The organism is Mycobacterium sp. NGS22, assembly GCF_059813095.1.
Genome location: NZ_JCALDY010000001.1, coordinates 213,671 through 237,700 on the forward strand (window position 1 = coordinate 213,671; position 24,030 = coordinate 237,700).

The following is a 24,030-nucleotide window of genomic DNA, read 5'->3' on the forward strand; positions in this document are numbered from 1 at the left end:
GGGGAAGTCGACCGGCAGGTCTGAGCGGGAGTCCATGGATGACGCCCGATCCGACCCAGTTATCCAGAGTTCGACGTTTATCCACATTTTCGCTTCACGGTCGACGACGCGTCGGTGCCCGGCGATATCATTCGAACATGTTTTCGAATACCCGTGAGGATTGGACGGCGGCGTTCGATGCGCTGCGGGACGCGGTCTCGCGGGTGGTGTCGTTGAGCGCCGAGCCACTGACGACTCCGGAGTGTATGGGTTTCGCTGAGGCGTTGGATCAACACTTTCCACCACCCCGAGAAACTGCTGATACCCGAAGACGACGAAGACCCGTAGCGCCGGCGCTGATCTGGTGGCTAACGTGTGTCCGGTGACAGGACGGCAGCTCACTCTCGTGCTGATGCGGCATGCCAAGTCGGACTACCCCAGCGGAGTGGCCGACCATGACCGGCCATTGGCGCCGCGGGGCCGGCGCGAGGCAGCGCTGGGTGGCGACTGGTTGCGCGCCAACCTGCCCACCATCGACAGGGTGCTCTGTTCAACCGCTACCCGTGCCCGGGAAACGTTGACGTGCACCGGAATTGAGGCCGGGGTCAACTATGTAGCTCAGTTGTACGGCGCGACCCCGGGAACGCTGATAGAGGAGGTGAACAAAGTCGACGAGGCCGATGTCAGCACCCTGCTCGTCGTCGGACACGAGCCGACGATCTCGTCGGTGGCGCTGATCCTTCACGACGGCGACAACAATATCCAGGCGGCGGAACGCATTTCGGAGAAATACCCGACGTCGGGGATCACCGTGCTGCGCGTCCCCGAACGGTGGGCAGAGCTGGAACCCGGGAATGCCGCGCTAGTCGAATTCCATGTGCCGCGTTAGGCGTTCGTCGCCAGTGTCAGTTCCATCAGCTTGATCGCCTGCCCGCATGCGTCGATGCCGGGTGCCTGCGGGTTGACCCACCAGCCGACCACTCCCGCCGCGTCGCTGGCGACACCGCAGGCGCCGTTGGGATCGTTCGGCCGCATCACGATGGAATCGATGCCCTGGATGGAGCGGGTCTCGATCTGGTACTTGAGCCCCTCGGCGACCTTGCGTTCGTTGCTCAAGCTGCCCTGCTCGAACCAGAACCGGGTGATGTCGATCAGGCCGGCCGGATTGGCGGCCTGCCACCGGCAGATCGCGCCGACGAACGTGCTCTGAATGTCCAGCGGATCGGCGCCGACGGTCTTGGCCAGAATGTCGGTGGTCAGCACCTCACATTCCTTGAGCAGGTTTGGGTACTGCTTCTCGGAGTTGTCATTGCGCGGGACACCGGCCCCGCCCGCCTTGACCGCCGTCCCGTCGACGGACCGGGAACAACCCGTCAGCACCGCCAGCACGGCCAGCAACGCCGCGCCGAAACGCATCCACCTACTCATTTGGAGTTCGCAATCGACTGCCGGGTCAGTTCCTTGGCGATGTCGCAGGGCGGCGGGAACGGCTTCTGGCTGAAGCTGATCGACCATTCGATGAAGTCGTCCTGGAACTGGATGCCGACCTCACACAGCGAGTCACCCAGACTGGGCTCGTTGCCGACGGCGATGAAGCCGCTGTGACCGTTGATGTTGATGTCCTCGACACTGGCACGCGAGAGTTCCTCGGTCTTGCGTTCGCGCCCGATCGGGCTGCCGCGATACCAGGAGAAAGAGAAGTGCGGGCCCGAGATCCCGCCGCCGGCCAGCCACTGACATCCCACCGAGTTCTTGGCGGTGTTGATCAACCCGGTGATCCGGGTCTGCTGAGTCACCGTTTCGTCAGTGACACCGCCGCATTGCGGGAAGAACGGCCCGTGCTTGCCGTCGTTCTTGCCCGGCGTCGAGGAAATCGTCGCACCCGGCTTGTTATCTCCGGAATCCGAACACCCCGCAACACCGAGAATGAACGCGATCGCGGCTAAGCCCGCCACGAGTCGCGTCGCCAAATTACGCCGCACCGCTACCTACCTGCTGCCGCTCCACACGATGCACTGTAGCCGCAGCCCCGTAGGTCAACCACCGACACGCCATCTGAGCAGGCATTTCGGACTTACCGGCGACAGCGGTACCCGCACCCGGCGGGTGTGCGACAGTTACCCCATGCTCCTGGCACTGCTGCGCCAGTACATCCGGCCTTATCGTCGGCTGGTCGCGGTGTTGATGGCGCTGCAGTCGATCAGCACCCTGGCATCGCTGTACCTTCCGACGCTCAACGCGGCGATCGTCGACGACGGCGTCGCCCGAGGTGACACGGCCACCATCGTCCGGTTGGGCGTGCTGATGCTGATGGTCACCGGGCTGCAGGTGCTGTGCGCGGTGGGAGCCACCTACTTCGGCTCCCGGACCGGGACCGGGTTCGGCCGTGACCTGCGCGCGGCGATGTTCGAACACGTCATCACCTTCTCCGAGCACGAGACGGCCCGCTTCGGTGCGGCGACGTTGTTGACCCGAAGCACCAACGATGTCCGGCAGATCGTGTTCCTGGTCCAGACGGCGGCTACCGTCCTGGTCACCGCGCCGATCATGTGCGTCGGCGGTGTCGTCATGGCCATTCACCAGGAGGCCGCGCTGACCTGGCTGCTGCTGGTCAGCGTGCCGGTCATGGCGACGGCCAATTACTGGATCATCTCCCACATGCTGCCGCTGTTCCGCAACATGCAGCGCCTGATCGACGGCGTCAACCGGGTGCTGCGCGACCAGCTGTCCGGCGTCCGGGTGGTCCGGGCGTTCACCCGCGAACAATATGAGCGCGAGAAGTTCGCGCGGGCCAACCGGGCGTTATCCAATGCCGCTCTGGGCGCAGGGAATTGGCAAGCGCTGATGCTGCCCGTGACCACGCTGACCATCAACCTGTCCAGCGTCGCGCTGATCTGGTTCGGCGGTTTGCGCATCGACCAGGGCCAGATGCAGGTCGGGTCGCTGATCGCCTTCCTGTCGTACTTCGCCCAGATCCTGATGGCGGTCCTGATGGCGACCATGACGCTGGTCGTGTTGCCGCGCGCGTCGGTGTGCGCCGAGCGCATCACCGAGGTGCTGTCCAGCGCACCTGCGGTCCGCGACCCCCAGCATCCCGTGTTCCCGCCGCAGGGGATCACCGGCGCGATACGCCTGGACGGCGTCACCTTCAGCTATCCGGGAGCCGATTGCCCGGTGCTGCAGAATATTTCGTTGACCGCACAGCCCGGCACCAGCACCGCGATTGTGGGCAGCACCGGCTCGGGCAAGTCGACATTGGTGTCGCTGATCTGCCGGCTCTACGACGCCACCGACGGTGCGGTGCTCATTGACGAGATCGACGTCCGCGACTATCAGACCGAGCGACTCTGGTCGGCGGTCGGCCTGGTACCGCAGCGCGGCTTCCTGTTCACCGGCACCGTCGCCGACAACCTGCGTTACGGCGCGGCTCCAGGACAGGCAGTGGGCGACGAGGAAATGTGGGAGGCACTGCGCATCGCTGCCGCCGAGGACTTCGTGCGACCGTACGGGTTGCAGATGCGCGTGGCGCAAGGCGGGATGAACTTCTCCGGCGGGCAGCGCCAACGACTGGCGATCGCGCGCGCTGTCATCCGCCGCCCGGCCATCTACCTGTTCGATGACGCGTTCTCCGCGCTCGACGTGCACACCGATGCCCGCGTCCGGGCCGCGCTACGCGAAGAGGCGGCCGCTGCCACGATGATCGTTGTCACACAACGGATTTCGACGGCTGCCCAGGCCGACAAGGTAATCGTCGTCGACAACGGCAGGATTATCGGCACCGGAGACCACGAGTCGCTGCTGGCCGACTGTCCCACCTACGCCGAGTTCGCCGCATCCCAGGCGGTGGGCGCCGAAGCCGGGAGGGCGCAATGACAGCGCCGATGAACGCCCGCCCGCGTGGTGCCGCCCCCGCCCCGCCCAACATGCGGTCCCGGGACTTCTGGGGATCGGCGGGGCGACTGATCCGGCGACTGTCCCCGCATCGTCGACTCAGCATTGCCGTCGTCGTGCTGGGTGTCGCCGGCACCGCCGTCGGAGTCGCGGTTCCGCGCATCCTCGGCCACGCCACCGACCTGCTGTTCAACGGCGTGATCGGCCGCGGTCTGCCGGCCGGCACCAGCAAAGCGCAAGCGATTTCCGCTGCCCGCGCCCGCGGTGACGACGCCTTCGCCGACCTGCTGTCGGGCATGAACGTGGTTCCGGGCACCGGCGTGGACTTCGGTGCGGTGCTGCGGACTTTGGCGCTGGCTCTGGTGCTGTATGTGATTGCCGCCGCGCTGATTTGGGGCCAGGCGCGACTGTTGAACAGCACCGTGCAGAAGACCATCACCAGCTTGCGTGCGGATGTCGAGGACAAGATGCACCGGCTGCCGTTGTCCTACTTCGACCGGCAACAACGCGGCGAACTGCTGAGCCGGGTGACCAACGACATCGACAACATGCAGTCGTCGCTGTCGATGACTATCAGCCAACTGGCGACATCAGTCCTGACGGTGGTGGGCGTGTTCGCCATGATGCTGTGGATCTCACCGCTGTTGGCGGTGATCACCGTGCTCACGGTCCCCCTCTCGCTGCTGGCGACGCGGGCCGTCACCCGTCGTTCCCGGCGGCTCTTCCTGGCTCATTGGACCAGCACCGGTCGGCTCAACGCGCACATCGAAGAGACCTACAGCGGCTTCACGGTGGTCAAGACGTTCGGACACCAGGCGGCCGCGCGGGAACAGTTTCGTCGCCTCAACGACGACGTCTACCAGGCCAGCTTCGGTGCCCAGTTCTTCTCCGGCCTGGTCGGACCGGCAACGGGATTCATCGGCAACCTCGGCTACGTCGCGGTGGCCGTGGTGGGCGGCCTGCAGGTGGCCACCGGGCAGATCACGCTCGGCAGCATCCAGGCATTCATCCAGTACGTCCGGCAGTTCAACAACCCGATCGGTCAGGTCGCGGCGATGTACAACACCCTGCAGTCCGGCGTGGCCAGCGCCGAACGCGTCTTCGACCTGCTCGACGAACCCGAAGAAAGTCAGGACCGCCAGCCGATTTCGCCCGTCGCGCCCGACCGCCGCGGCAAGGTCGAGTTCCAGCACGTGAGCTTCGCCTACCACCCCGGGCACCCGGTGATCCACGACCTGTCGCTGGTCGCCGAGCCGGGCAGCACGGTGGCCATCGTCGGACCGACCGGCGCCGGCAAGACCACGTTGGTGAACCTGTTGATGCGGTTCTATGACGTCGAGTTCGGCCGCATCCTGCTCGACGGAGTCGACATCGCCGCACTGGACAGGCAGGCGCTGCGCTCGCGTATCGGCATGGTGCTGCAGGACACCTGGCTGTTCGACGGCACGATCGAGGAGAACATCGCCTACGGCCGCCCGGAGGCCGGCCCGGACGAAGTGGTCGCGGCCGCCAAGGCGGCCTACGTCGACCGGTTCGTCCACACGCTGCCCGCCGGATACCAGACCCGGATCAGCGGCGACGGCGGCAACATCAGCGTCGGCGAGAAACAGCTCATCACGATCGCCCGCGCTTTTCTCGCCCGCCCTCAGCTGTTGATCCTGGACGAAGCGACCAGTTCGGTCGACACCCGGACCGAAGTGCTGATCGCCTCTGCGACCCGCGAACTTCGCCGCGACCGGACGAGTTTCATTATCGCCCATCGTCTTTCGACAATTCGAGACGCCGACCAGATCGTCGTCGTCGAGGCGGGTCGGGTCGTCGAAAAAGGTAGCCATGCCGAACTGCTGGCGCGCCGGGGCGCCTACTACGAGATGACGCGAGCCTGAGCGTCGAACGCTTGCCGAAGAACCGGGTTCGGCTGTTGACTGTCCCGGGCGGCGCTGGCTCTGCAGGACCTATGCTCAAAGCGGCAACCGACGTGATGCGCAAAGTCACCGGAATGCACGGATTTGTGTTGCGACGGCGCTGTGATAACCCTCGCCGGTGTTGAATGCCAGCACTTTTCAGCAGCACACGCGGTCGAAGCCGTCCATTCGGCCCGCACCAGACGAATCTCGTTAGCGGTCAGCAGGATTCGAGGGGAAGGCAAATGATCGTCTTGCCAGAACCGGCATTTCGGCTACTCCGGTGACCCGGCATGGCCGGCCTGCCCGGTCGCATCCGCAGAAAACGGGTGCGGCTGGATGCGCGAACTTCGCCGCGAAATGCCCCACAATGACAGGACCCAGTGAAACGATCCACGAAGGCCGAGACAAAATGATCAGGAAGGGCGCCGAATCGGCACCTTGCTTTTCGGAAGGCACCGGAATGCCGCGGAGGACCCGGAATGGCTGGTAGCGCGATGGTGGACAAAAGTCTCGAGTTCGGTGTGCTCGGACCGCTGGAGATGAAGATCGACGGCACATTGATCCCGTTGGGCACTCCCAAGCAGCGCGCGGTGCTGGCCACGCTGGTCATCAACCGCAACCGGCCCGTCGGGGTCGATGCGCTGATCACCGCACTCTGGGAAGAGTGGCCGCCGTCGGGCGCGCGGGCCAGCATCCACTCCTACGTGTCGAATCTGCGCAAGCTGGTCAGCGGCGCCGGTGTGGACCCCCGGGTGGTGTTGGCGGCCGCCCCGCCGGGGTACCGGCTGACCATCCCGGAGAACACCTGCGATCTCGGGCGGTTCATCGCCGAGAAGACTGCGGGTGTGCACGCCGCGGCGGGCAGCCGGTTCGAAGAGGCCAGCCGGCACCTGTCGGCGGCGTTGAGTGAATGGCGCGGGCCGGTGCTCGACGACCTGCGGGACTTCCAATTCGTCGACTCCTTCGCCACTGCCCTGGTCGAGGACAAGATCCTGGCGCACACCGCCAAGGCCGAAGCCGAGATCGCCTGCGGACGAGCCTCCGGTGTGATCGCCGAGCTCGAGGCGCTGACTGTCGAGCACCCCTACCGGGAACCTCTGTGGGCACAGTTGATCACCGCCTACTACCTGACCGACCGTCAATCCGACGCGTTGAACGCCTACCGGCGGGTGAAGACGACACTGGCCGACGACCTGGGGATCGACCCGGGTCCGACCCTGCGTGCGCTCAACGAGCGGATCCTGCGCCAGGAGTCCCTCGACACGAAGAAGAACGCCAAAGTCACTGCCGCGGCGACCGTCACGGCGCTCGACCAACGCACACTGGCCGCCGGGCAGAAGGTCTTGGCGTACCTGCACGACACCGCCACCGGTCACGATTACCAACTGCGCTCCGCGGCAACCCGGATCGGTCGGCTCAGCGACAACGACATCGTGCTGGACAGCGCGAACGTCAGCCGTCACCACGCGGTCATCGTCGACACCGGCACCAACTTCATCATCAACGATCTGCGGTCCTCCAACGGAGTACATGTGCGCCACCAACGGATCCGCGTCGCTGCGACGATCGGCGACGGCGACCACATCCGGATCTGCGATCACGAATTCACCTTCCGGATCGCCGCGCACACGCAGGCCTGACGATCTTGCAAAGTTGCGAATTACGCTGGCGGGCAACGGGATTGGCAAGCGTTGTCGACAAAGGACTACCCGGGCGGCCAGGCGTGTCGTTGCTGCGACGATCCCGTCGGTCTGCTGGTCGGCAACGCCCGGGCTCACGGCTGCTGGACTCGGTGTTCGCGCTCGATGCGATACCTGGAAGCTGTTGGTAGTGTCGGCGGGATTCGGGCTTTCTGAGGAGGATCAGCGATGAGCGAGGCACCAGACTCGCGGGTGGGTTCGATGTTCGGGCCCTACCACCTCAAGCGGTTGCTGGGCAAAGGCGGGATGGGTGAGGTCTACGAGGCCGAACACACCGTCAAAGAGTGGACTGTCGCCGTCAAGTTGATGACGGCCGAGTTCAGCAAGGACCCGGTCTTTCGCGAACGGATGAAGCGCGAGGCGCGCATCGCCGGCCGCCTGCAGGAACCGCACGTGGTGCCCATCCACGACTACGGCGAGATCGACGGGCAGATGTACCTCGAGATGCGCATGATCGAGGGCACCGACCTGGACAACATCCTCAAGCGCTTCGGCCCGCTGACCCCGCCGCGCGCGGTGGCCATCATCACCCAGATCGCCTCGGCACTCGATGCCGCGCACGCCGCGGGCGTCATGCACCGTGACGTCAAGCCGCCCAACGTGCTGGTCACCCGCGACGACTTCGCCTACCTGGTGGACTTCGGCATCGCCAGTGCCACCACCGACGAGAAACTCACCCAACTGGGCACCGCGGTGGGCACCTGGAAATACATGGCGCCCGAACGCTTCTCCAACGACGAGGTCACCTACCGCGCCGACATCTACGCGCTGGCCTGCGTGCTGTTCGAATGCATGACCGGCGCCCCGCCGTATCGCGCCGACAGCGCGACCACGTTGGTGACGGCCCACCTGATGGACCCGATCCCGCAGGTCAGCGCCGCGCGGGCGGGTATCCCGAAAGCCTTCGACGCCGTCATTGCGCGCGGGATGGCCAAGAGGCCCGAGGACCGCTACGCCAGCGCCGGCGACTTCGCCCGTGCCGCCCACGACGCGCTCAGCGACCCCGACCAGGACCACGCCGAGAACATCCTGCGCAAGAGCCGGGAATCCACGCTGCCGGGCACCGCCGCGGTTTCGGCTCCGCAAGCCCTCACCGGCAGCCCGCCGCCGGGTGCCCCGGCGCAGTATCAACCGCCGCCCGGCTACAGCGAACCGCAGGGTCAGCCGGTCGCCAGTGGGCCGAGCTGGACCCCGGGCGTCGGCCCCAGCCAGGCGCCGAGCGGTCCCATTTCGGGTCCGAGCGGTCCCACCCCCACCCCGGCGTATTTCCAGAGCGGAGGCTGGGGCGGCACCGGCGGCACACCCCCTCCGAGTGGACCAACCCCCTGGAATCAAGGCGGTCCGCCACCGGGCAAGAAGCGCAGCCCCTGGCCGTACGTGGCCGGCGCCGCCGCCCTGGTCGTCGTCCTGGTCCTCGCCGCTGTCGGCCTCTGGATGGCCTTGGGTTCCGACGACACCCGAAAGGCTGATGACACCACGACGTCGCTGACATCCAGCTCCGCAGCCCAGTCCACCTCCATCAGCCAACCGTCGTCCGCGACCAATACCCCGCAGGCCAAGCTGCTCTCGATGCTGCCACCCGGCTACCCGTCCGGGGTCTGCAAAGCGACCACGCCCAAGCCGAACAGCGTATGGACCGGCACGGTGGCGATGGTCGACTGTGGGCAGAACAGCAACTCCGGCGGTCCGAGCCGGGCGATCTACGGGCTGTTCCCGACCGTGGACGCGCTCAAGCAGGCTTTCAATGACGACGTCTCCGCGGTGCAGTTGGCCAACTGCCCAGGTGAGGGACCCTCTCCGGATGGCTGGCACTACGACCGGGATCCGTCGGTGACCGCCGGGATGATCGCGTGCGGCACGTACAAGAACCACCCCAACCTGATCTGGAGCAACGAGAGCAAGCTCATGCTCAGCGACGTGTTCGGGGACCCGGCCACTCTGGAGGACCTGCACAACTGGTGGGCCAAGTACGGCTGATCGGAACGGGCTGACATATGAGCCGGCCGCCGGGTTCTGCCGGCGACGGGTCACGGATCGAAGATGCCACCAGCACCGTGACCCCGGTTCCGCCAGCGCCGCAGCCGTCGGGCACGTCGACCGAGCGCACGCCGACGGCCGTGCACGCCATCGATCAGGTCGCGGTCACCATCGGGCGCGCTCCGGACAACACCGTCGTGCTGCACGACTTGCTGGTCTCGCGGCGCCACGCCCAGCTACGCCGTTCGGGTAGCCAATGGGAGCTGGTCGACAGCCACAGCGCCAACGGCACCTACGTCAACGGCAACCGCATCACCCGCGCGGTCATCGGACCCGACGACATCGTCGGCATCGGCCACCAACGGCTGCGGCTGTCCGGCGACCGCCTCGTCGAATACGTCGACACCGGCGACATCTGCTACGAAGCAGTCAACCTGCGTGTGGCCACCAAGAACCGAATCCTGCTCGACGATGTCAGCTTCGTGCTGCCGCAACGCAGCCTGCTGGCCGTGGTCGGACCATCGGGGGCGGGAAAATCCACTCTGCTCGGGGCGCTGACCGGATTTCGTCCCGCCACCGGCGGCACCGTTCGGTACAACGGCCGCGACCTGTACGACAACTACGAAGAGCTGCGCCACCGCATCGGTTTCGTCCCCCAGGACGACATCCTGCACACCGCGCTGACCGTGCGCCGCGCGCTGGATTACGCTGCGCGGCTGCGCTTTCCGCAGGATGTCGACGCCCGGGAACGTCAGGACCGTATCGACGAGGTGCTGGCCGAACTGGGTTTGACGAGCCACGCCGACCAACGCATTGACAGCCTCTCGGGCGGCCAACGCAAACGCACCAGCGTGGCCCTGGAACTGCTGACCAAACCGTCGCTGCTGTTCCTGGACGAACCCACCTCCGGGCTGGATCCGGGCTACGAGAAATCGGTCATGCAAACCCTGCGCACGCTGGCCGACGACGGACAGTCAGTGGTGGTGGTCACCCACAACATCGCGCACCTGAACATGTGCGACCGGCTGCTGGTGCTGGCGCCCGGCGGCCGTCTGGCCTATTTCGGCCCGCCCCAGCAAGCGCTGGCCTACTTCGACTGCACCGACTTCACCGACCTGTTCATCCTGCTGGAAAACGACAAAGACACCGATTGGACCGCCCGCTACCGAAAGTCGCCGCTGTACGGCGCCTCCGCTCCCCAAACTCCCGAGCAACCCGGTGCCCCCGCCGTCAGTACCGGCAAACCCAGGGCGCAACAGAACCCGGTGGCGCAATTCGCCATCCTGTGCCGCCGCTACTTGGCGGTGATCACCGCCGACCGCCAGTACGCCCTCTTCCTGCTCGCCCTGCCGGTGCTGCTCAGCCTGTTCGCCTATGCCGTCCCCGGCGGCGCCGGACTGTCACTGACCAAAGCAATCGAGAAGTCGTCCTCTCAACCCGGCCAGCTTCTGGTGTTGCTGATCATCGGCGGCGCGCTGATGGGTTGTGGCTCCTCGATCCGCGAAATCGTCAAGGAAGAAGCGATTTATCGGCGCGAGCACGGCATCGGCCTGTCCGCCGGCGCCTACCTGGCTTCCAAACTCACTGTCCTCGGTGCGATAACCGGCACGCAGGGTCTGCTGCTGGGGTTGTGCGGGGTCGCTCTGCTGCCGCCGCCGGACCAGTCGGTGGTCTTGCCGTGGCCGCGACTGGAAGTGGCGGTCGCGGTGCTGGCCGTGACGGTTGTGTCGATGATGCTGGGTCTGCTGATATCGGCGCTGATCGGACACGCCGACCGTGGTATGCCGCTGCTGGTGCTGGTGGTGATGGCCCAATTGGTGCTGTGCGGCGGCATGTTCGCGGTCAAGGACCACGTCTTGCTGGAACAGCTGTCCTGGCTGTCACCGTCGCGGTGGGCCTACGCGATGGCCGCGGCCACGGTGGATCTGAACGACCTGCGCCGCACCGTCGGCGGCGACCGGGATCCGTTGTGGACTTACAGCGTCAGCAGCTGGTCGATCGCCGCGGCGGTATGCGCCGTGCAGGCGGTGGTGTTGGTGACCTGCACAGCATGGCGGCTGCGCCGTCTGGGCCCGCAGCGTCGCACCCGCAAGTGAGTCAGATGTGCTTGAGCACGAATGGAACCCCGCCGACGGCTGAGAAGACGACAGTCGCGTCCCAAGGGAATTTGTTTGGCGTTTCGCCTGAGAGTTGTTGATAGTGTCGGCGGCATTGGGCTTGATTGGGAGGATCAGCGATGAGCGACGCGCAGGGCTCACGGGTGGGTTCGATGTTCGGGCCCTACCGCCTCAAGCGGTTGCTGGGCAAAGGCGGGATGGGTGAGGTCTACGAGGCCGAACACACCGTCAAAGAGTGGACCGTCGCCGTCAAGTTGATGACCGCGGAGTTCAGCAAGGATCCGATCTTTCGCGAGCGGATGAAACGCGAGGCGCGCATCGCCGGCCGATTACAAGAACCCCACGTGGTGCCCATCCACGACTACGGCGAGATCGACGGCCAGATGTACCTCGAGATGCGCATGATCGAGGGCACCGACCTGGACAACATCCTCAAGCGCTTCGGACCGCTGACCCCGCCGCGCGCGGTGGCCATCATCACCCAGATCGCCTCGGCGCTCGATGCCGCACACGCCGCGGGAGTCATGCACCGCGACATTAAGCCGCCCAACGTGCTGGTCACCCGCGACGACTTCGCCTACCTGGTGGACTTCGGCATCGCCAGTGCCACCACCGACGAAAAACTCACCCAACTGGGCACCGCGGTGGGCACCTGGAAATACATGGCGCCCGAACGCTTCTCCAACGACGAGGTCACCTACCGCGCCGACATCTACGCGCTGGCCTGCGTGCTGTTCGAATGCCTGACCGGTGGTGCGCCATATCGTGCCGACAGCGCCGGCATGCTGGTCACCGCGCACCTGATGGATCCGATCCCGCAGGTCAGCACCATTCGCGCGGGTATCCCGAAAGCCTTCGACGCCGTCATCGCGCGCGGGATGGCCAAGAGGCCCGAGGACCGCTACGCCAGCGCCGGCGACCTGGCACTGGCCGCCCACGAAGCGCTCAGCAACCCCGACCAGGACCACGCCGACAAGATCGTGCGCCGCAGCCAGGAAGCCACCCTGCCCGGTCCCCCGACTGTGGTCCCCCCGACCATGCCGGCCGGTGCCGTGGGGTCCCCGCCCAAGACCCCGCCGCCGCGGTCGACCCCACCCCCGACCACCCCGCCGCCGGGGCCCCGCCCACAGCCGCCGAACCCGCAATACGCAGGCGGTTCCGGCCCGTCGGGGCCGATACCGCAGCAGCGACCGGCCTCGCCCGGGTGGACACCGGCGAGCGGCCCGATCTCCGCGCCGACCCCGTCGTTGCAGAAACCTCAGCACTACCAGGGCGGCGGCTGGTCCGGTGGTCCACCGAGCACGCCGATACCGCAGCAACCCTCCGGCCCCGTCCCCGCCGGCCCCGTCCCCTCCGGCCCCGTCCCCTCCGGCCCCGTCCCCTCCGGCCCCGTCCCCGGCTGGCACCAGGGGCAGCACCCGCCGGCACCCCGCAAGCGCAACCCGTGGCCCATCGTGGCGGCCGCCGCGATCGTGCTGGTCGTCCTGGTCGTCGGCCTGATCATCTTGGTCATCCCGGATTCGTCAAAGCCCAAGCCGAAACCGCCCATCTCCGAAGAACGGCTGAGTTCTCTGTTGCTGAGCTCTTCGGAGATCAACTCGATAATGAGTTCTTCGACCATGCAACCGGGTAAGGCGATCACCACGATGGACAGCTCAGCGGTGACCCTGTCCGACCCTGACTGCCAGGGTGCGATGTACACCAGCCAGGGGCCGGTCTACGCCGGATCCGGCTACACGGGACTCAACGGGCTGATCCTGTCCGAACCGGGTGACAACAACGACCACTGGGTCAACCAGGCTGTGATCGCGTTTCCGACCGCCGACAAGGCGCGCTCGATCCTGCAGGCGCAGCTGACCAAGTGGAAGGCGTGCGCAGACAAGACAGTCACGGTCACCAACAAAGGCAAGACCTACCGGTGGACCTTCGCCGACGTGCTGGGCGCCGTGCCCAAGATCACGGTGCTCAACACCCAGGAGGGCGCCAACGGCTGGGAATGCCAGCGCGCGATGGCCGTGGAGAACAATGTGATCGTCGACGTGAACGCCTGCGGCTTCCGGATCACCGACCAGGGCGGCGAGATCACCGACAGGATCGTCGCGAAGGTCGAGAAAGAGAAGTAAGCCGGGAACGTATCAGCGCAGGTCTGGTCCCTGCGCACGGAGATCGTCGACGGCCGACATGGCCGAGCGCAGCTTGGCCAACCATTCCTCGGTGTGCTCGCCGACCAGTCTGACCGACCATGCCAGGGCGTCGGCACGAGAGCGTGCCACGCCGGCATCGACCAGGGTGTCGAGCACCTGGCGTTCGGGTTGCCGAAGGCGCGTCATGACCGGAACGGCGATGTGGGTGAACAGCTTTCGTTCACCGTTCACCTCCACGCCCCACGACACCTTGCGCCCGTAGCGGGCCTGGGCCTCCTCGGCGATGGCCATTCGTTCCGAGCGGGTCTCTTCGCGGAACCGCGAAGCGCGGCCTTCGGCCCGCGCGGCGCTCTCGTCGACTCCGGCGAGCTTTCCGACCACCGTGATTTCCTCTCGGTCGACCACCACCGAGGGATCCCCGTCGAACCAGGTCTCGGGGACGCGCCCGGCGAACCATTCGGCCGCACCGGTGGCGTCGGGTTGGTCGGCCTGTTGCCAGCCGCCGGGGCGACCGTGCCGCCGCCCATGATGATGAAGATTCATGATTACATGATTACACCTTTGCACCGTTACGCCAGCCGGTTTCGCCGCGGGCGAACTCAACCGCACCGGCCATAGCCGACGCTGGACCGGCGAAAACCGTTGCTATCAGGCATTTGCAGTTGTATTTTTGATACCGAAGCAGGCCCGGAAGTGACCGAATCGCAAGAGCCGGAAGAGGGGAAATCCCGGCCGCGGCCGACCCGCGTAAGACGGAGTCAGCACGCCCCCAGAGTCACGCCGGGCCTGCCCAATGCGTTATGACGTTCGCCGAACCCGATACAGCTTTGTCTCGTTCTTGATGCCCTTGAGGCGTCGCGCCCCGGCAAAAGACCACTCGAACCCCACCTCATCGGACGTGGCTGCCAGCGCGTCGCGCACCGACTCGGCGACCAGGACCGTACCTGGCCGCGCAGCCCCGGTGACGCGGCTTGCGGTGTTGACGGGACTGCCGAACCAGTCGCCGGCCCGGCTCACCGCCATACCGGCGGCCGCCCCGGCGCGCAGGCGCGGAAATTCGTCGTCGGTGTCGATGATCTCGACCAGCTCCAGCATGGTGCTCAGCAGCGGCGCCGGCTCGGGGCAGACCAGCATCACCGCGTCGCCGATCGTCTTGATGAATCGCACGGGCGGAGCGGTCAGATCGCGCGCCCGTTCGGCCAGCCTTCCGGCGAGGTGGCCCAGCTCCTCGGCCGAGACCACCTCCCCCAGCTTGGTGAACCCGACCAGGTCGGCAAAGGCGACGGTGACCGAACGCGCGCCTGGCAGCGGCTGACCGGCGGCCCGCTCCCCTGCGTTGACGGCTTCGGTCTCCATCATGTGCCGCAACTGCATGAACAGCATGTCTTCGATCATCGGTCCGAGCAGCGGCGCGATCTGGCTGATCAGCGCCTTGGAAGCCATTGCGATCTGCACTTCGCTGAGCCCGGGACGCATGATGGCCGACAGCGCGGTGTAGCGCATCACCTCGGCGGCGTGCGACAGACCTTCGGCGAGTACGCGCACCACGGCTACCACTTGATCGGGCGGTAACCCGAATTCGATGAATCGCTGCGCGGAGGCGGCGGCCTCGACGTCGGCTCGCATGTGCACGACGGCGTCCGGGTCGTCCACCCGGGCCAGGCCGATGGCGCGTTGGACGCGTTGCAGCAGTTCGAGATCGATGCCGTGGCTTTCGCTGACCTCCCGGCTGGACACGTAGGTGCCGTCGTCGCCGATTAGGTGCCGGCTGGCCAGCAACAGCGGCGGGGTGGTCGACCGGATCTCCTCGGCGCTGATGTCCTGCTCGAGCAACCATTCGATCAACTCGGCCCGCTCCGCGCGCTGCGCGCCCTCCAACCCGGCGAGCAGGTCATCGTCCACCGGGTCGGCCATGGGGCCAACGTATAACGAAGGTCTGCGATCCAGCCCGGCCCACGCGGTCAAACCGGGCGTGAAACCGCCCGCCTGGCGGGTGATCGACCCGTCATGACACCGGCGGTCGTCGTTGCGCCCACGGCCGCGCCGCTTCGATCTGCGCCGACAACGACAACAGCGTTGCCTCGTCGAAGGGCCGCCCGACCAACTGCACCGACATCGGCAAGCCCTCGTCGTCGAAGTCCCAGGGCACGACGGCGGCAGGCTGACCGGTCAGATTCCACACCTGCTGAAACGGCACCCGCTGTCCGACCAGCAGCAACGTAGACACCCCGCCGCGGCGTCGGTAGGCGCCGATGCGTGACGGGCCCGCCGCGGTACCCGGGGTGACGACGACATCGACGTCTTCGAAGATCGCCTGGATCCGACCGTTCAACCCGATCTCGGCCTCGCGCAACGCGGCCATCCGCCGGTCGGAGAAGAACGAACCCAGCCGCGCGATGTTGCGCGTTCGCGGCTCCAGTCGCTCGGGATGGGTCTGAGCATCCGCGTCGTCACTGATGCCGCGCAACATCCGGGGCAGGTAGTTGGCGTACAGCGACGCCGGATAGTGCGGATCCCGGACGATCACGTCATGGCCCAGGTCGCGCAGTAAGGCACCGGCCTGTTCGACCGCGGTCAACTGCGCCCTACCCACCCGGACCGGCATCGGCGTAGGCACCTTGGTGCTCAACGCAATTCGCAACGGCCCGGGCCGGCGCTGCGCCGCGGCGACGAATTCGGCTTCGGGTCCGGGCACCGTCGTCGTCGCGTCCAGGACCAGCGCCGCGTCCAGCACCGAGCGTGTGATCGGACCGTTGACGCTCAGTCCCCACCAGGCGTCGTCATGCGGCTCCAGCGAGATCCGCTCGCGTTGCGGTTTGAGCCCGAACAGGCCGCACCAGGTGGCCGGGATGCGAATGGATCCGCCACCGTCAGATCCCAACGCCACCGCGGCCAGCCCGGCCGCGACCGCCGCCGCGCTGCCCCCACTGCTGCCGCCCGGCGTGCGTCGCGGGTTCCACGGATTGCGCGTCGCCCCGAATGTCAGCGACTCGGTGAACGGCATGATCATCAGCTCCGGCACCGCGGTCTTGCCGATGATCACCGCGCCCGCCGCCCGCAGCCGGCGAACCACCTCGGCGTCATCGGTCACCGCCGGGCCGTGCGCGCCGCTGCCGTAGGTGGTGACCTCGCCGGCGACGTCGACGTCGTCCTTGATCGCGATCGGCACGCCGAGCAGCGGTCGGCGCTCCCCGGCGTCGAGGCGCCGCTGAGCGTTCTCGGCTTCCGCGCGGGCGGCGTCGTAGCGGACCACCCGGTAGCTGCGCAGTTCGCTGTCCAGCCGCTCGATGCGCTCGAGGTAGACCTCGAGGAGTTCCGGCGCCGTGATTTCGCCGTCGGCCAGCATGCGGGACTGCTCGGCGGCACCGGCAAAAGCGAGATCGCTGGGGTCCACAGCCGCAGCGTATCGCTGGCCTCTTCGCACCCAGTACGGTGACGGCATGTCCTGCGTGTTCTGTGCGATCGTGGCCGGCCAAGCTCCGGCCATCCGGATCTGCGAAGACGACGACTTGCTGGCGATCCTCGACATCCGGCCGTTCAGCCGTGGCCACACCTTGGTCATTCCCAAGAAACACAGCGCGGACCTGGCCGACACCCCGCCGGAGACGCTGGCCGGGATGGTCAGGATGGGCCAGCGCATCGCGCAGGCGGCCAAAGCGACCGAACTGGCCGACGCCACCAACATCGCGATCAACGACGGGCGCGCGGCTTTTCAGACCGTCCTGCACATTCACCTGCACGTGTTGCCCCGCCGCAGCGGCGACAAGCTGTCGCTGGTCAAAGGGATGGTGTTGCGCCGCGATCCGGACCGGGAAGCGACCGGACGCATCCTGCGCGACGCAGTGTTACAGATCGAGGCGGATCAGTAAATCGCCGTTTCATACTCGGAGACGGTGATTTCGCGCTAAAACAGACCGGTAGTACAGCCGGAGTAGGTGCGGCGGTTTATCCTGTGGATGCGCGCTTCGCCTGCATGCGCGCGCGTGCGAGCTGGAGCTGGGAATGATGCGCTGGACGGGACGGATGTGCCCGCTCTCCGGACTGACCATGGGCGTCAGCTGTGCCATCCTCGGCGGTTACGGCGTCGCCGGACTCCTGGTCGTGATCGCCTCGCTCAGCGGCTGGCAGGGTGCAGATGCGACCCGGCCGGTGGTCCAGGTCGTCACCTTCGTGTGCATCGCGTTCGCAACCGTGTGCGCTGCCCAGGCGACTCGGCACGCGATCGGGCGGCGCAAGTTCGGCTGGCTGGCGATGATGGTGGCGCTAAGCGGCTGGGCGGTCGGCGAGGTCATCTGGGCGGTTCTGGACGTGCGTCCCGAACTCGACCACGCCAGTCATCCGGCCGCGGCGGAGTTCGTGCTGCTGCTCTACCCGATCGGCGTCTTGACCGCCTTGCTGCTGCTGTTCAACCCCGCGGGCCACAATTTCTGGCGGCTCGTGCTCGACGGAATCATCGTGGCGACTTCGCTTTTCGTCGCCGCGTGGGTGTTCGTCCTGGACGACTTGCTGCGTACGCGCAGCAGTTCGCGACCCACCACGGTGGTCCACGTTTTCGCCGACGTCGCGCTCATGACGATGGCGATTCTGGTGTTGTCACGCGGACGCCCCGGCGGGCGGCGCAGCATGACCCTGCTGGCCGGCGGCATCGCGACGATCGGCCTGACCGACCTGCTGGTGTTGTTCCAGACCGGCGTGGGCAGCTACCACACCGGCGACCTGGTCGACGTGAGCCGAGTGGCGGGCTTGGGCCTTGCCGCGCTGGCGGGACTGGTGAGCATGCACGAAGCCGCCACCGACACCGCCCGGGACGAGATCACCTCGCGGGTGCGCCTGTGGTTGCCCTACCTCCCGTTGCTGCTGGCGGCCGCGGTGGGGCTGGGCCACGCGTTGCACATGATGCGGCACGGGCCGCTGCTGGCCGCGCTCGGAATCCTGGTCGCGACGGTGCTGATACGCCAGTTGCTGGTGCTGATGGAAAACCAGGGCCTGCTGGTCGAGGTGTCCCAAGAAGCATTCCGGGACAGTCTGACCGGACTCGCCAACCGCGCCAACTTCCTGCACACGTTGGAACTGGCCATCGCCCGTCGTCGTCAGGACGCTGCGCCGATCGCGGTGATGTGCCTGGATCTGGACAACTTCAAGTCGGTGAACGACGCCCTGGGCCATCCGGCCGGCGACGAACTGTTGGTCCGGGTCGCCGGACGGCTGACCACCGTACTGGGGCAGACGGGCACCGTAGCCCGCCTGGGCGGTGACGAATTCGCCGTACTCGTCGAGGGTCCGATCGCGGAGTCGCACGCGGTCGCCCAACGAGTCCTGGAAGCTTTCAATGCGGCGATCGTGATCGACGGCGTTCCGCTGGCCGTGCGTCCCAGCATCGGTTTCACCGCGGCCGCCCCCGAGTCGAACGTCACCGTCGACGAACTGCTGCGCCATGCCGACTTGGCCATGTATGCCGCCAAACGCGAAGGCGGCCAATGCATTCGCAGCTTCGTACCGGACCTGCCGCTGCCCTACGCGTTGCCCGAACTCGCCGACACGGCGATCTCGGCGTTCGACAACGGCCTGGAAGGTCTCCAGGACGGCCGGCTGCCGCGGGGGGCGCCGAGCGCGTTCGGCCCAACGGGCGGCTCCGCCGGCGCGACGGCACTGACGCGCACCATCCAACCGCTCGTTGCTGCGACCAAGCCGAGGCCCGACGGTTCGCACGACCTACCGTCCAGCGTGCGGTGGCCACCGACCTACATCCGAATGTCGTTCGTGGCGTTGGCAATTGGCGTCATCGTGTTCGCGGCCTCGTGCTGGCCCGACCCGCGCGCCGATCACACGCCCTTCTTTGCCGACGTTCTGTACCCGGCCTTGAACGCGTTCGCCGCGATCCTCATCGCCATCCGTGCCTATCGCGTCACCGCCGACCGGGCCGCCTGGTCGCTCATCGCGATCGGCATGCTCAGCTCGGCGCTGGGTGACGTGATCTACGCACGCTGGGTCCCGGATGGTCAGTCCCCGTCGATCGCCGACCCGGCCTATCTGGCGTTCTATCCGTTCGCCTACATCGGCCTGTTGCTGCTGATGCGGTCGCGCTTGAAGCGGGTGCCCGCCTCGATCCGACTCGACTCCCTGGTGTGCGGGTTGGCCATGGCCGCGGTGGCCGCCGGCTTGATGGCAGGACCCATTCATGCGGCCGCTACCCGAGCGCCGGCCACCGTGCTGGTGGGGTTGATCTACCCGTGGTCTGACCTCGTCCTGCTGGCGCTGGCCGCCGGAATGCTGCCGATACTGGGGTGGCGACACGAGTTTCGCTGGGGATTGCTGGTGGCGGGGTTCGTGCTGATCGCGGTCGCCGACACCGCCTACCTTTTCGAGACATCCGGCAGCGGTTACCGGGTCGGCACGCTGCTCGACGCGGGCTGGCCTGCGTCGTCGCTGTTGATTGCGCTGGCCAGTTGGGCCGCCTGGTCGTCGGCGCCGCCGATGCCAAGGCGTGGACTCGGCTCTTACGCGGCCCCGGTGGCATGCACCGTCGTCGCGCTCGCCGTCACCGCGGTGGGTCCGGAGACTCGCGCGGCTCAGGTGCTGGCAGCGTTGAGTCTGATCGCGGTGGCGGCCCGATTCTCGGTGACGTTCCGCGAAGTCAGCATCATGGCCGAGAACCACAAACAGGCCATGACCGACGAATTGACCACGCTGCCCAACCGCCGGTCGCTGGCCACGGTGCTGACCGAGGTGCCCACCTTCGCGCCGCCGGCGATCGTGCTCGGACCCCAGCCGGCCACCAAGGCTCCGGCTCGTCGCGCCCTGCTGTTGCTGCAACTGCACGAATTCCAGGAGATCACCGACTCCGTCGGTCCCCACTTCGTCGACGAGTTGCTGTGCCAGATCGCGAATCGACTGTCCCACAACGTCCGTCGCGAAGACCTGCTCACCCGCGCCGGCGACGACCAATTCGCGATCCTGCTTGCCGAGGGCGCCGACCTGATCGCCGCACGCGCCCAGGCGGGCCGTTTGCTGGAAGCGTTGACTGAGCCGTTCAAGCTGGATCCGATGACCGTGCAGGTGGATGCCCGCATCGCCATCGCGCTCTATCCCGACCACTGCGACCATCCGCAGGAGTTGCTCAACCGCGCCGAAATGGCACTGCCGCACGCGATGTCGGCCAGGGGCAAGATCGCGGTGTACGACGCGGCTTTCGAGTTCTATCGCGAGAACGACCCCAACCTGATCGAGGAACTGCGCGCCGCGCTGATCGACGGCTCCGAGTTGACCTGCCACTACCAACCCAAGATCAACGCGGACGACGGCAGCGTGCACAGTGTCGAGGCGCTGTTGCGCTGGCACCATCCCAGTCGCGGACTGCTGCTACCGGAGGAGTTCCTGCCCGCCGCCGAACGGGCCGGCCTGATGCGCAAGGTCGCCAACCTCACCGTCAACCTCGCCCTCCAACAGGTCCGCTCCTGGCGCGAGCAAGGGTTGTCGCTGACCGTGGCGGTGAACCTGTCCACGACGAATCTGCTCGACCTCGACCTCGTCGGCACCATCGAGCGACTGCTGCACACCCATGGCCTGCCGGCCGACGCGCTGATCATCGAGATCACCGAGAGCACGCTGGTCGACTCGGCGCGTTCACGCAGCACCGTCGCGGCGTTGCAGCAATTGGGCGTTCGCATCTCGTTGGACGACTACGGCACCGGATGGTCGTCACTGGCGCGGCTGCAAGATGTTTCGGTCGACGAACTCAAGCTGGACCGGGTGTTCGTGGCGCGGCTTGCCCAGGACCCGCGGTCGGTGGCCATCGTGCGATCCACGGTCGCGCTGGCCGAAAGCCTGGGCGCCGACCTCGTTGCCGAGGGAGTCGAGGACGAGGCGACGTTGCGCGCGCTGCGGCAGTACGGGTGCACCATCACCCAGGGGTTCGTGCACAGTCCGCCGTTGCCGGCAGCCGACCTGCAGGAGTGGATAAGCACCCACGTCGCCAACCCCGCCGCGGCCAATCCGCAAGCGGGCGTGCCCGACTAGAAAAGCTCCTTGGCCAGCAGTTCCAGCGTCGCGACCCGGGCGGGCGCGGTGTCGGGGTCGGTGCCGCGATGCGCCGAGGCGACCGGGTGCACCATCACCTCGTCGACGTCGAATTGTTCGGCCAGTGCGCGCAGCTGGTCGGCGGCCTCGGCGGGAGCGCCGACCACGGCCCGTCGCAGCCCACTGTCGACAATGCGCTGCTGCGGCGACGTCAGCTCGGCTTGGCGCGCCTCTTCGACCAGTTGCACCGGACCCAGTGGCTGGCCGGTCCGCAACCGGGCCATCATCTGCAGGTTGGGCAACATCAAAGCCGTTGCCTCATCCCGTGTTTCGGCCACCACCGCATTCACCGTCAGGAACGTCACGGGCTCTTGGACAAGGTCACTGGGCCGGAAATGCGAGCGGTAGTAGGCCAGCGCCTCTTCGGTGCCCTGACCGGAGAAGTGATGAGCGAACACGTACGGCAACCCCTTGGCGGCTGCCAGCCGCGCGGAATACATCGACGAGCCCAGCAGCCACAGCCGTGGTTCGCTGGTTGCCGCCGGCGTCGCTTTGAGCGTGTAATCCCCGGATCGCAGCGGCACCCGCACACCGCGGGAGCTCATCAGCGCGGCCACGTCGTCGAGGTACTGCGGGAAGTTCTGGATGTCACGTTCGTCGTTGCTGCCGCGCAGCATGTAGGAGGTGACGGGGTCGGAGCCGGGGGCGCGGCCGATGCCGAGGTCGATGCGGCCCGGCGCGGCGGCCTCCAGCAGCGCGAACTGTTCGGCGACGGCCAGCGGCGCGTGATTGGGCAGCATCACCCCGCCCGAGCCCAGCCGCAGTTGCTGGGTCTGCGCGGCGAGGTAGGCCAGCAGCACCGGCGGGCTGGTAGCGCCCACCGAGGGCATGTTGTGGTGTTCGGCGACCCAGTAGCGGGTGAAGCCCAACCGGTCGGCGGTCTGCGCCAGCTTGACGGTGGCCGCCAGCGCGTTGCCGGTGGACTGGTCGGTACGCACCGGAACGAGATCGAGAACGGAAAGACGCACGCTGGGTGCAACGCGTTCGGGCGCCGGAAGCTTCCCGGCCCGTGGCCCGGGGTGTGGCGGGGGTGCCGGGGGTGTGGCGGGGTGTGGCGAGCAGACGCAAAAGCCCCTGATTTCGGCACGAAATCGGGGCTTTTGCGTCTGCTCGGCAGGGGTCAGTAGTTCATCAGGGTGATCGAGTTCACGATCAGTTCGAACTGCTCCTGCGAGATCGGCGCGCCACCCGGGATGCTGTCGGTGGCCAGGAACTGGGTGCGCTCGGTGTAGGCGTGAAAACGCTTGAAGTAGTTGGCAAATCCGAGGCCATGGTCCACGCGGCCCAGTTTGAGTTCACCGGCCAGGACGGTGGCGCCCAGCAGCGCGAGGCTGGTCCCCTGACCGGACAACGGCGACGCGCAGTGCGCGGCGTCACCCACCAGCGCCACCCGTCCGATCGACCAGTGATCCATCACGATCTGCGCCATCTCGTCGAAATAGAAATCCGGCGCGGACCGCATCATCTGCAGCAGCTGCGGCCGGACCCAGCCGTCGTCGGCCATCCGCCGTTCCAGTTCGGCGAACTGAGCTTCGGTGTCGCGGTAGTCGATTCGCAGTTCGGAGTCCATGAATCCGAGCATGGCACGGGCCTCGGAGTTGTTGCGCGCGCTGTAGACGCCGGCCATGCTGGTGTCGCCGTAGTGCCACATCTGCCAGTAGTCCAGGTCCAGAAAATTGGGCACCGTGAAGATCGCGGCGAACGTTCCCAGCCTCTTGATGAACCGCTCCTCGGGCCCGAAGACCAGCCTGCGCACATTGGAATGCAGGCCGTCAGCCCCGATCACCAGATCGAAGCTGCGCGGATCCGCCTGTTCGAAGGTGACTTCCACGGCCGGGCCGAGATTCTCCAACGTGACGATGCTGTCGTCGAACAGGAACTCGGTCTTCAATTTCGTTTCGTCGTAAAGCAATCCGACCAGATCGTCGCGCAGCAGTTCGATGTCTGGATTGTTGATCGGCCCGCCCGTCGGCGTCGATTCGGTGTCGCGGGACAACTCGTTGCCGTCGCGGTCGACCACCGACGATCCCCGGATACGCGTTTTAAGCTCCTCAGCGGGAGCCCGCAACCCCATCCGGTCCAAGACCTCCAGCGCGGGGCCGCGCACATCGATTGCCTGACCACCCGGCCGCAGTCCCGGGTAGCGCTCGACCACAGTGACCGAATAGCCGTTGCGCTCAAGCCAATACGCCGCGGTGAGTCCCGCTACGCTGGCCCCGGAGACCAGCACCGATTCCAC

General features: G+C 66.8%; 16 protein-coding genes. 9 read left to right on the forward strand and 7 right to left on the reverse strand.

Annotated features, from left to right (window positions below):
* Window positions 1–361: 361 nt before the first annotated feature.
* Entirely contained in the window at window positions 362–868 is a 507-nt protein-coding gene (locus AC5Y47_RS00995) for a SixA phosphatase family protein (protein ID WP_499941135.1), read from the forward strand.
* Here AC5Y47_RS00995 and AC5Y47_RS01000 read toward each other — a convergent pair.
* Together AC5Y47_RS01000 and AC5Y47_RS01005 are read right to left on the reverse strand one after the other, a co-directional pair.
* Entirely contained in the window at window positions 865–1,395 is a 531-nt protein-coding gene (locus AC5Y47_RS01000; RefSeq protein ID WP_499941137.1) for a DUF3558 domain-containing protein, read from the reverse strand. The two genes, AC5Y47_RS00995 and AC5Y47_RS01000, sit on opposite strands and share 4 nt — an antisense overlap.
* An 8-nt stretch (window positions 1,396–1,403) precedes the next feature.
* Entirely contained in the window at window positions 1,404–1,949 is a 546-nt protein-coding gene (locus tag AC5Y47_RS01005; protein WP_499941139.1) for a DUF3558 domain-containing protein, read from the reverse strand.
* 154 nt (window positions 1,950–2,103) lie between these two features.
* On the opposite strand from AC5Y47_RS01005, the gene AC5Y47_RS01010 reads away from it, so the two are divergent.
* From AC5Y47_RS01010 to AC5Y47_RS01035, 6 genes are all read left to right on the forward strand, one after another.
* Window positions 2,104–3,852 (forward strand): ABC transporter ATP-binding protein, encoded by a 1,749-nt coding sequence (locus tag AC5Y47_RS01010; RefSeq protein ID WP_499941141.1) that lies wholly within the window; start codon window positions 2,104–2,106, stop codon window positions 3,850–3,852.
* Window positions 3,849–5,756 (forward strand): ABC transporter ATP-binding protein, encoded by a 1,908-nt coding sequence (locus AC5Y47_RS01015; protein WP_499941143.1) that lies wholly within the window; start codon window positions 3,849–3,851, stop codon window positions 5,754–5,756. Before AC5Y47_RS01010 ends, AC5Y47_RS01015 begins: the two co-directional genes overlap by 4 nt.
* A gap of 500 nt (window positions 5,757–6,256) precedes the next feature.
* The gene (embR, locus tag AC5Y47_RS01020; protein WP_499941144.1) at window positions 6,257–7,417 is read left to right on the forward strand and encodes an ATPase/transcriptional regulator EmbR; all 1,161 of its coding nucleotides are present in this window, start codon (window positions 6,257–6,259) and stop codon (window positions 7,415–7,417) included.
* 228 nt (window positions 7,418–7,645) lie between these two features.
* Window positions 7,646–9,454 carry a serine/threonine-protein kinase gene (locus tag AC5Y47_RS01025; RefSeq protein ID WP_499941145.1) on the forward strand — a complete coding sequence of 603 codons (1,809 nt, stop codon included), beginning with the start codon at window positions 7,646–7,648 and terminating at the stop codon, window positions 9,452–9,454.
* Window positions 9,455–9,471: 17 nt separating this feature from the next.
* Entirely contained in the window at window positions 9,472–11,550 is a 2,079-nt protein-coding gene (locus AC5Y47_RS01030; protein WP_499941147.1) for an ATP-binding cassette domain-containing protein, read from the forward strand.
* Window positions 11,551–11,690: 140 nt separating this feature from the next.
* Window positions 11,691–13,694, forward strand: coding sequence for a serine/threonine-protein kinase PknH/PknJ (locus tag AC5Y47_RS01035; RefSeq protein ID WP_499941149.1), 2,004 nt, complete (start codon window positions 11,691–11,693; stop codon window positions 13,692–13,694).
* 12 nt (window positions 13,695–13,706) lie between these two features.
* Here AC5Y47_RS01035 and abmR read toward each other — a convergent pair whose 3' ends face one another.
* The 3 genes from abmR to AC5Y47_RS01050 all read right to left on the reverse strand — a co-directional run bounded on the left by abmR (window position 13,707) and on the right by AC5Y47_RS01050 (window position 17,109).
* On the reverse strand, window positions 13,707–14,258 hold the full coding sequence (gene abmR, locus AC5Y47_RS01040; protein ID WP_499941150.1) for an ATP-binding transcription factor AbmR: 552 nt from the start codon (window positions 14,256–14,258) through the stop codon (window positions 13,707–13,709).
* Between the two features lie 255 nt (window positions 14,259–14,513).
* Window positions 14,514–15,629: an adenylate/guanylate cyclase domain-containing protein gene (locus AC5Y47_RS01045; RefSeq protein ID WP_499941151.1), complete on the reverse strand. Its 1,116-nt coding sequence runs from the start codon at window positions 15,627–15,629 to the stop codon at window positions 14,514–14,516.
* 91 nt (window positions 15,630–15,720) lie between these two features.
* A complete protein-coding gene (locus tag AC5Y47_RS01050; RefSeq protein WP_499941153.1) occupies window positions 15,721–17,109 on the reverse strand; it encodes an amidase in 1,389 nt (462 codons plus the stop codon).
* Window positions 17,110–17,155: 46 nt separating this feature from the next.
* Between AC5Y47_RS01050 and AC5Y47_RS01055 the strand changes: the two genes are divergently transcribed.
* Both AC5Y47_RS01055 and AC5Y47_RS01060 read left to right on the forward strand, forming a co-directional pair.
* The gene (locus AC5Y47_RS01055) at window positions 17,156–17,584 is read left to right on the forward strand and encodes an HIT family protein (RefSeq protein ID WP_499941155.1); all 429 of its coding nucleotides are present in this window, start codon (window positions 17,156–17,158) and stop codon (window positions 17,582–17,584) included.
* 154 nt (window positions 17,585–17,738) lie between these two features.
* Window positions 17,739–21,731, forward strand: coding sequence for a diguanylate cyclase domain-containing protein (locus AC5Y47_RS01060; RefSeq protein ID WP_499941404.1), 3,993 nt, complete (start codon window positions 17,739–17,741; stop codon window positions 21,729–21,731).
* On the opposite strand, the gene AC5Y47_RS01065 is transcribed toward AC5Y47_RS01060, so the two are convergent.
* On the reverse strand, window positions 21,728–22,759 hold the full coding sequence (locus tag AC5Y47_RS01065; protein WP_499941157.1) for an LLM class flavin-dependent oxidoreductase: 1,032 nt from the start codon (window positions 22,757–22,759) through the stop codon (window positions 21,728–21,730). The two genes, AC5Y47_RS01060 and AC5Y47_RS01065, sit on opposite strands and share 4 nt — an antisense overlap.
* A gap of 152 nt (window positions 22,760–22,911) precedes the next feature.
* Window positions 22,912–24,030 (reverse strand): FAD-binding protein, encoded by a 1,119-nt coding sequence (locus tag AC5Y47_RS01070; RefSeq protein WP_499941406.1) that lies wholly within the window; start codon window positions 24,028–24,030, stop codon window positions 22,912–22,914.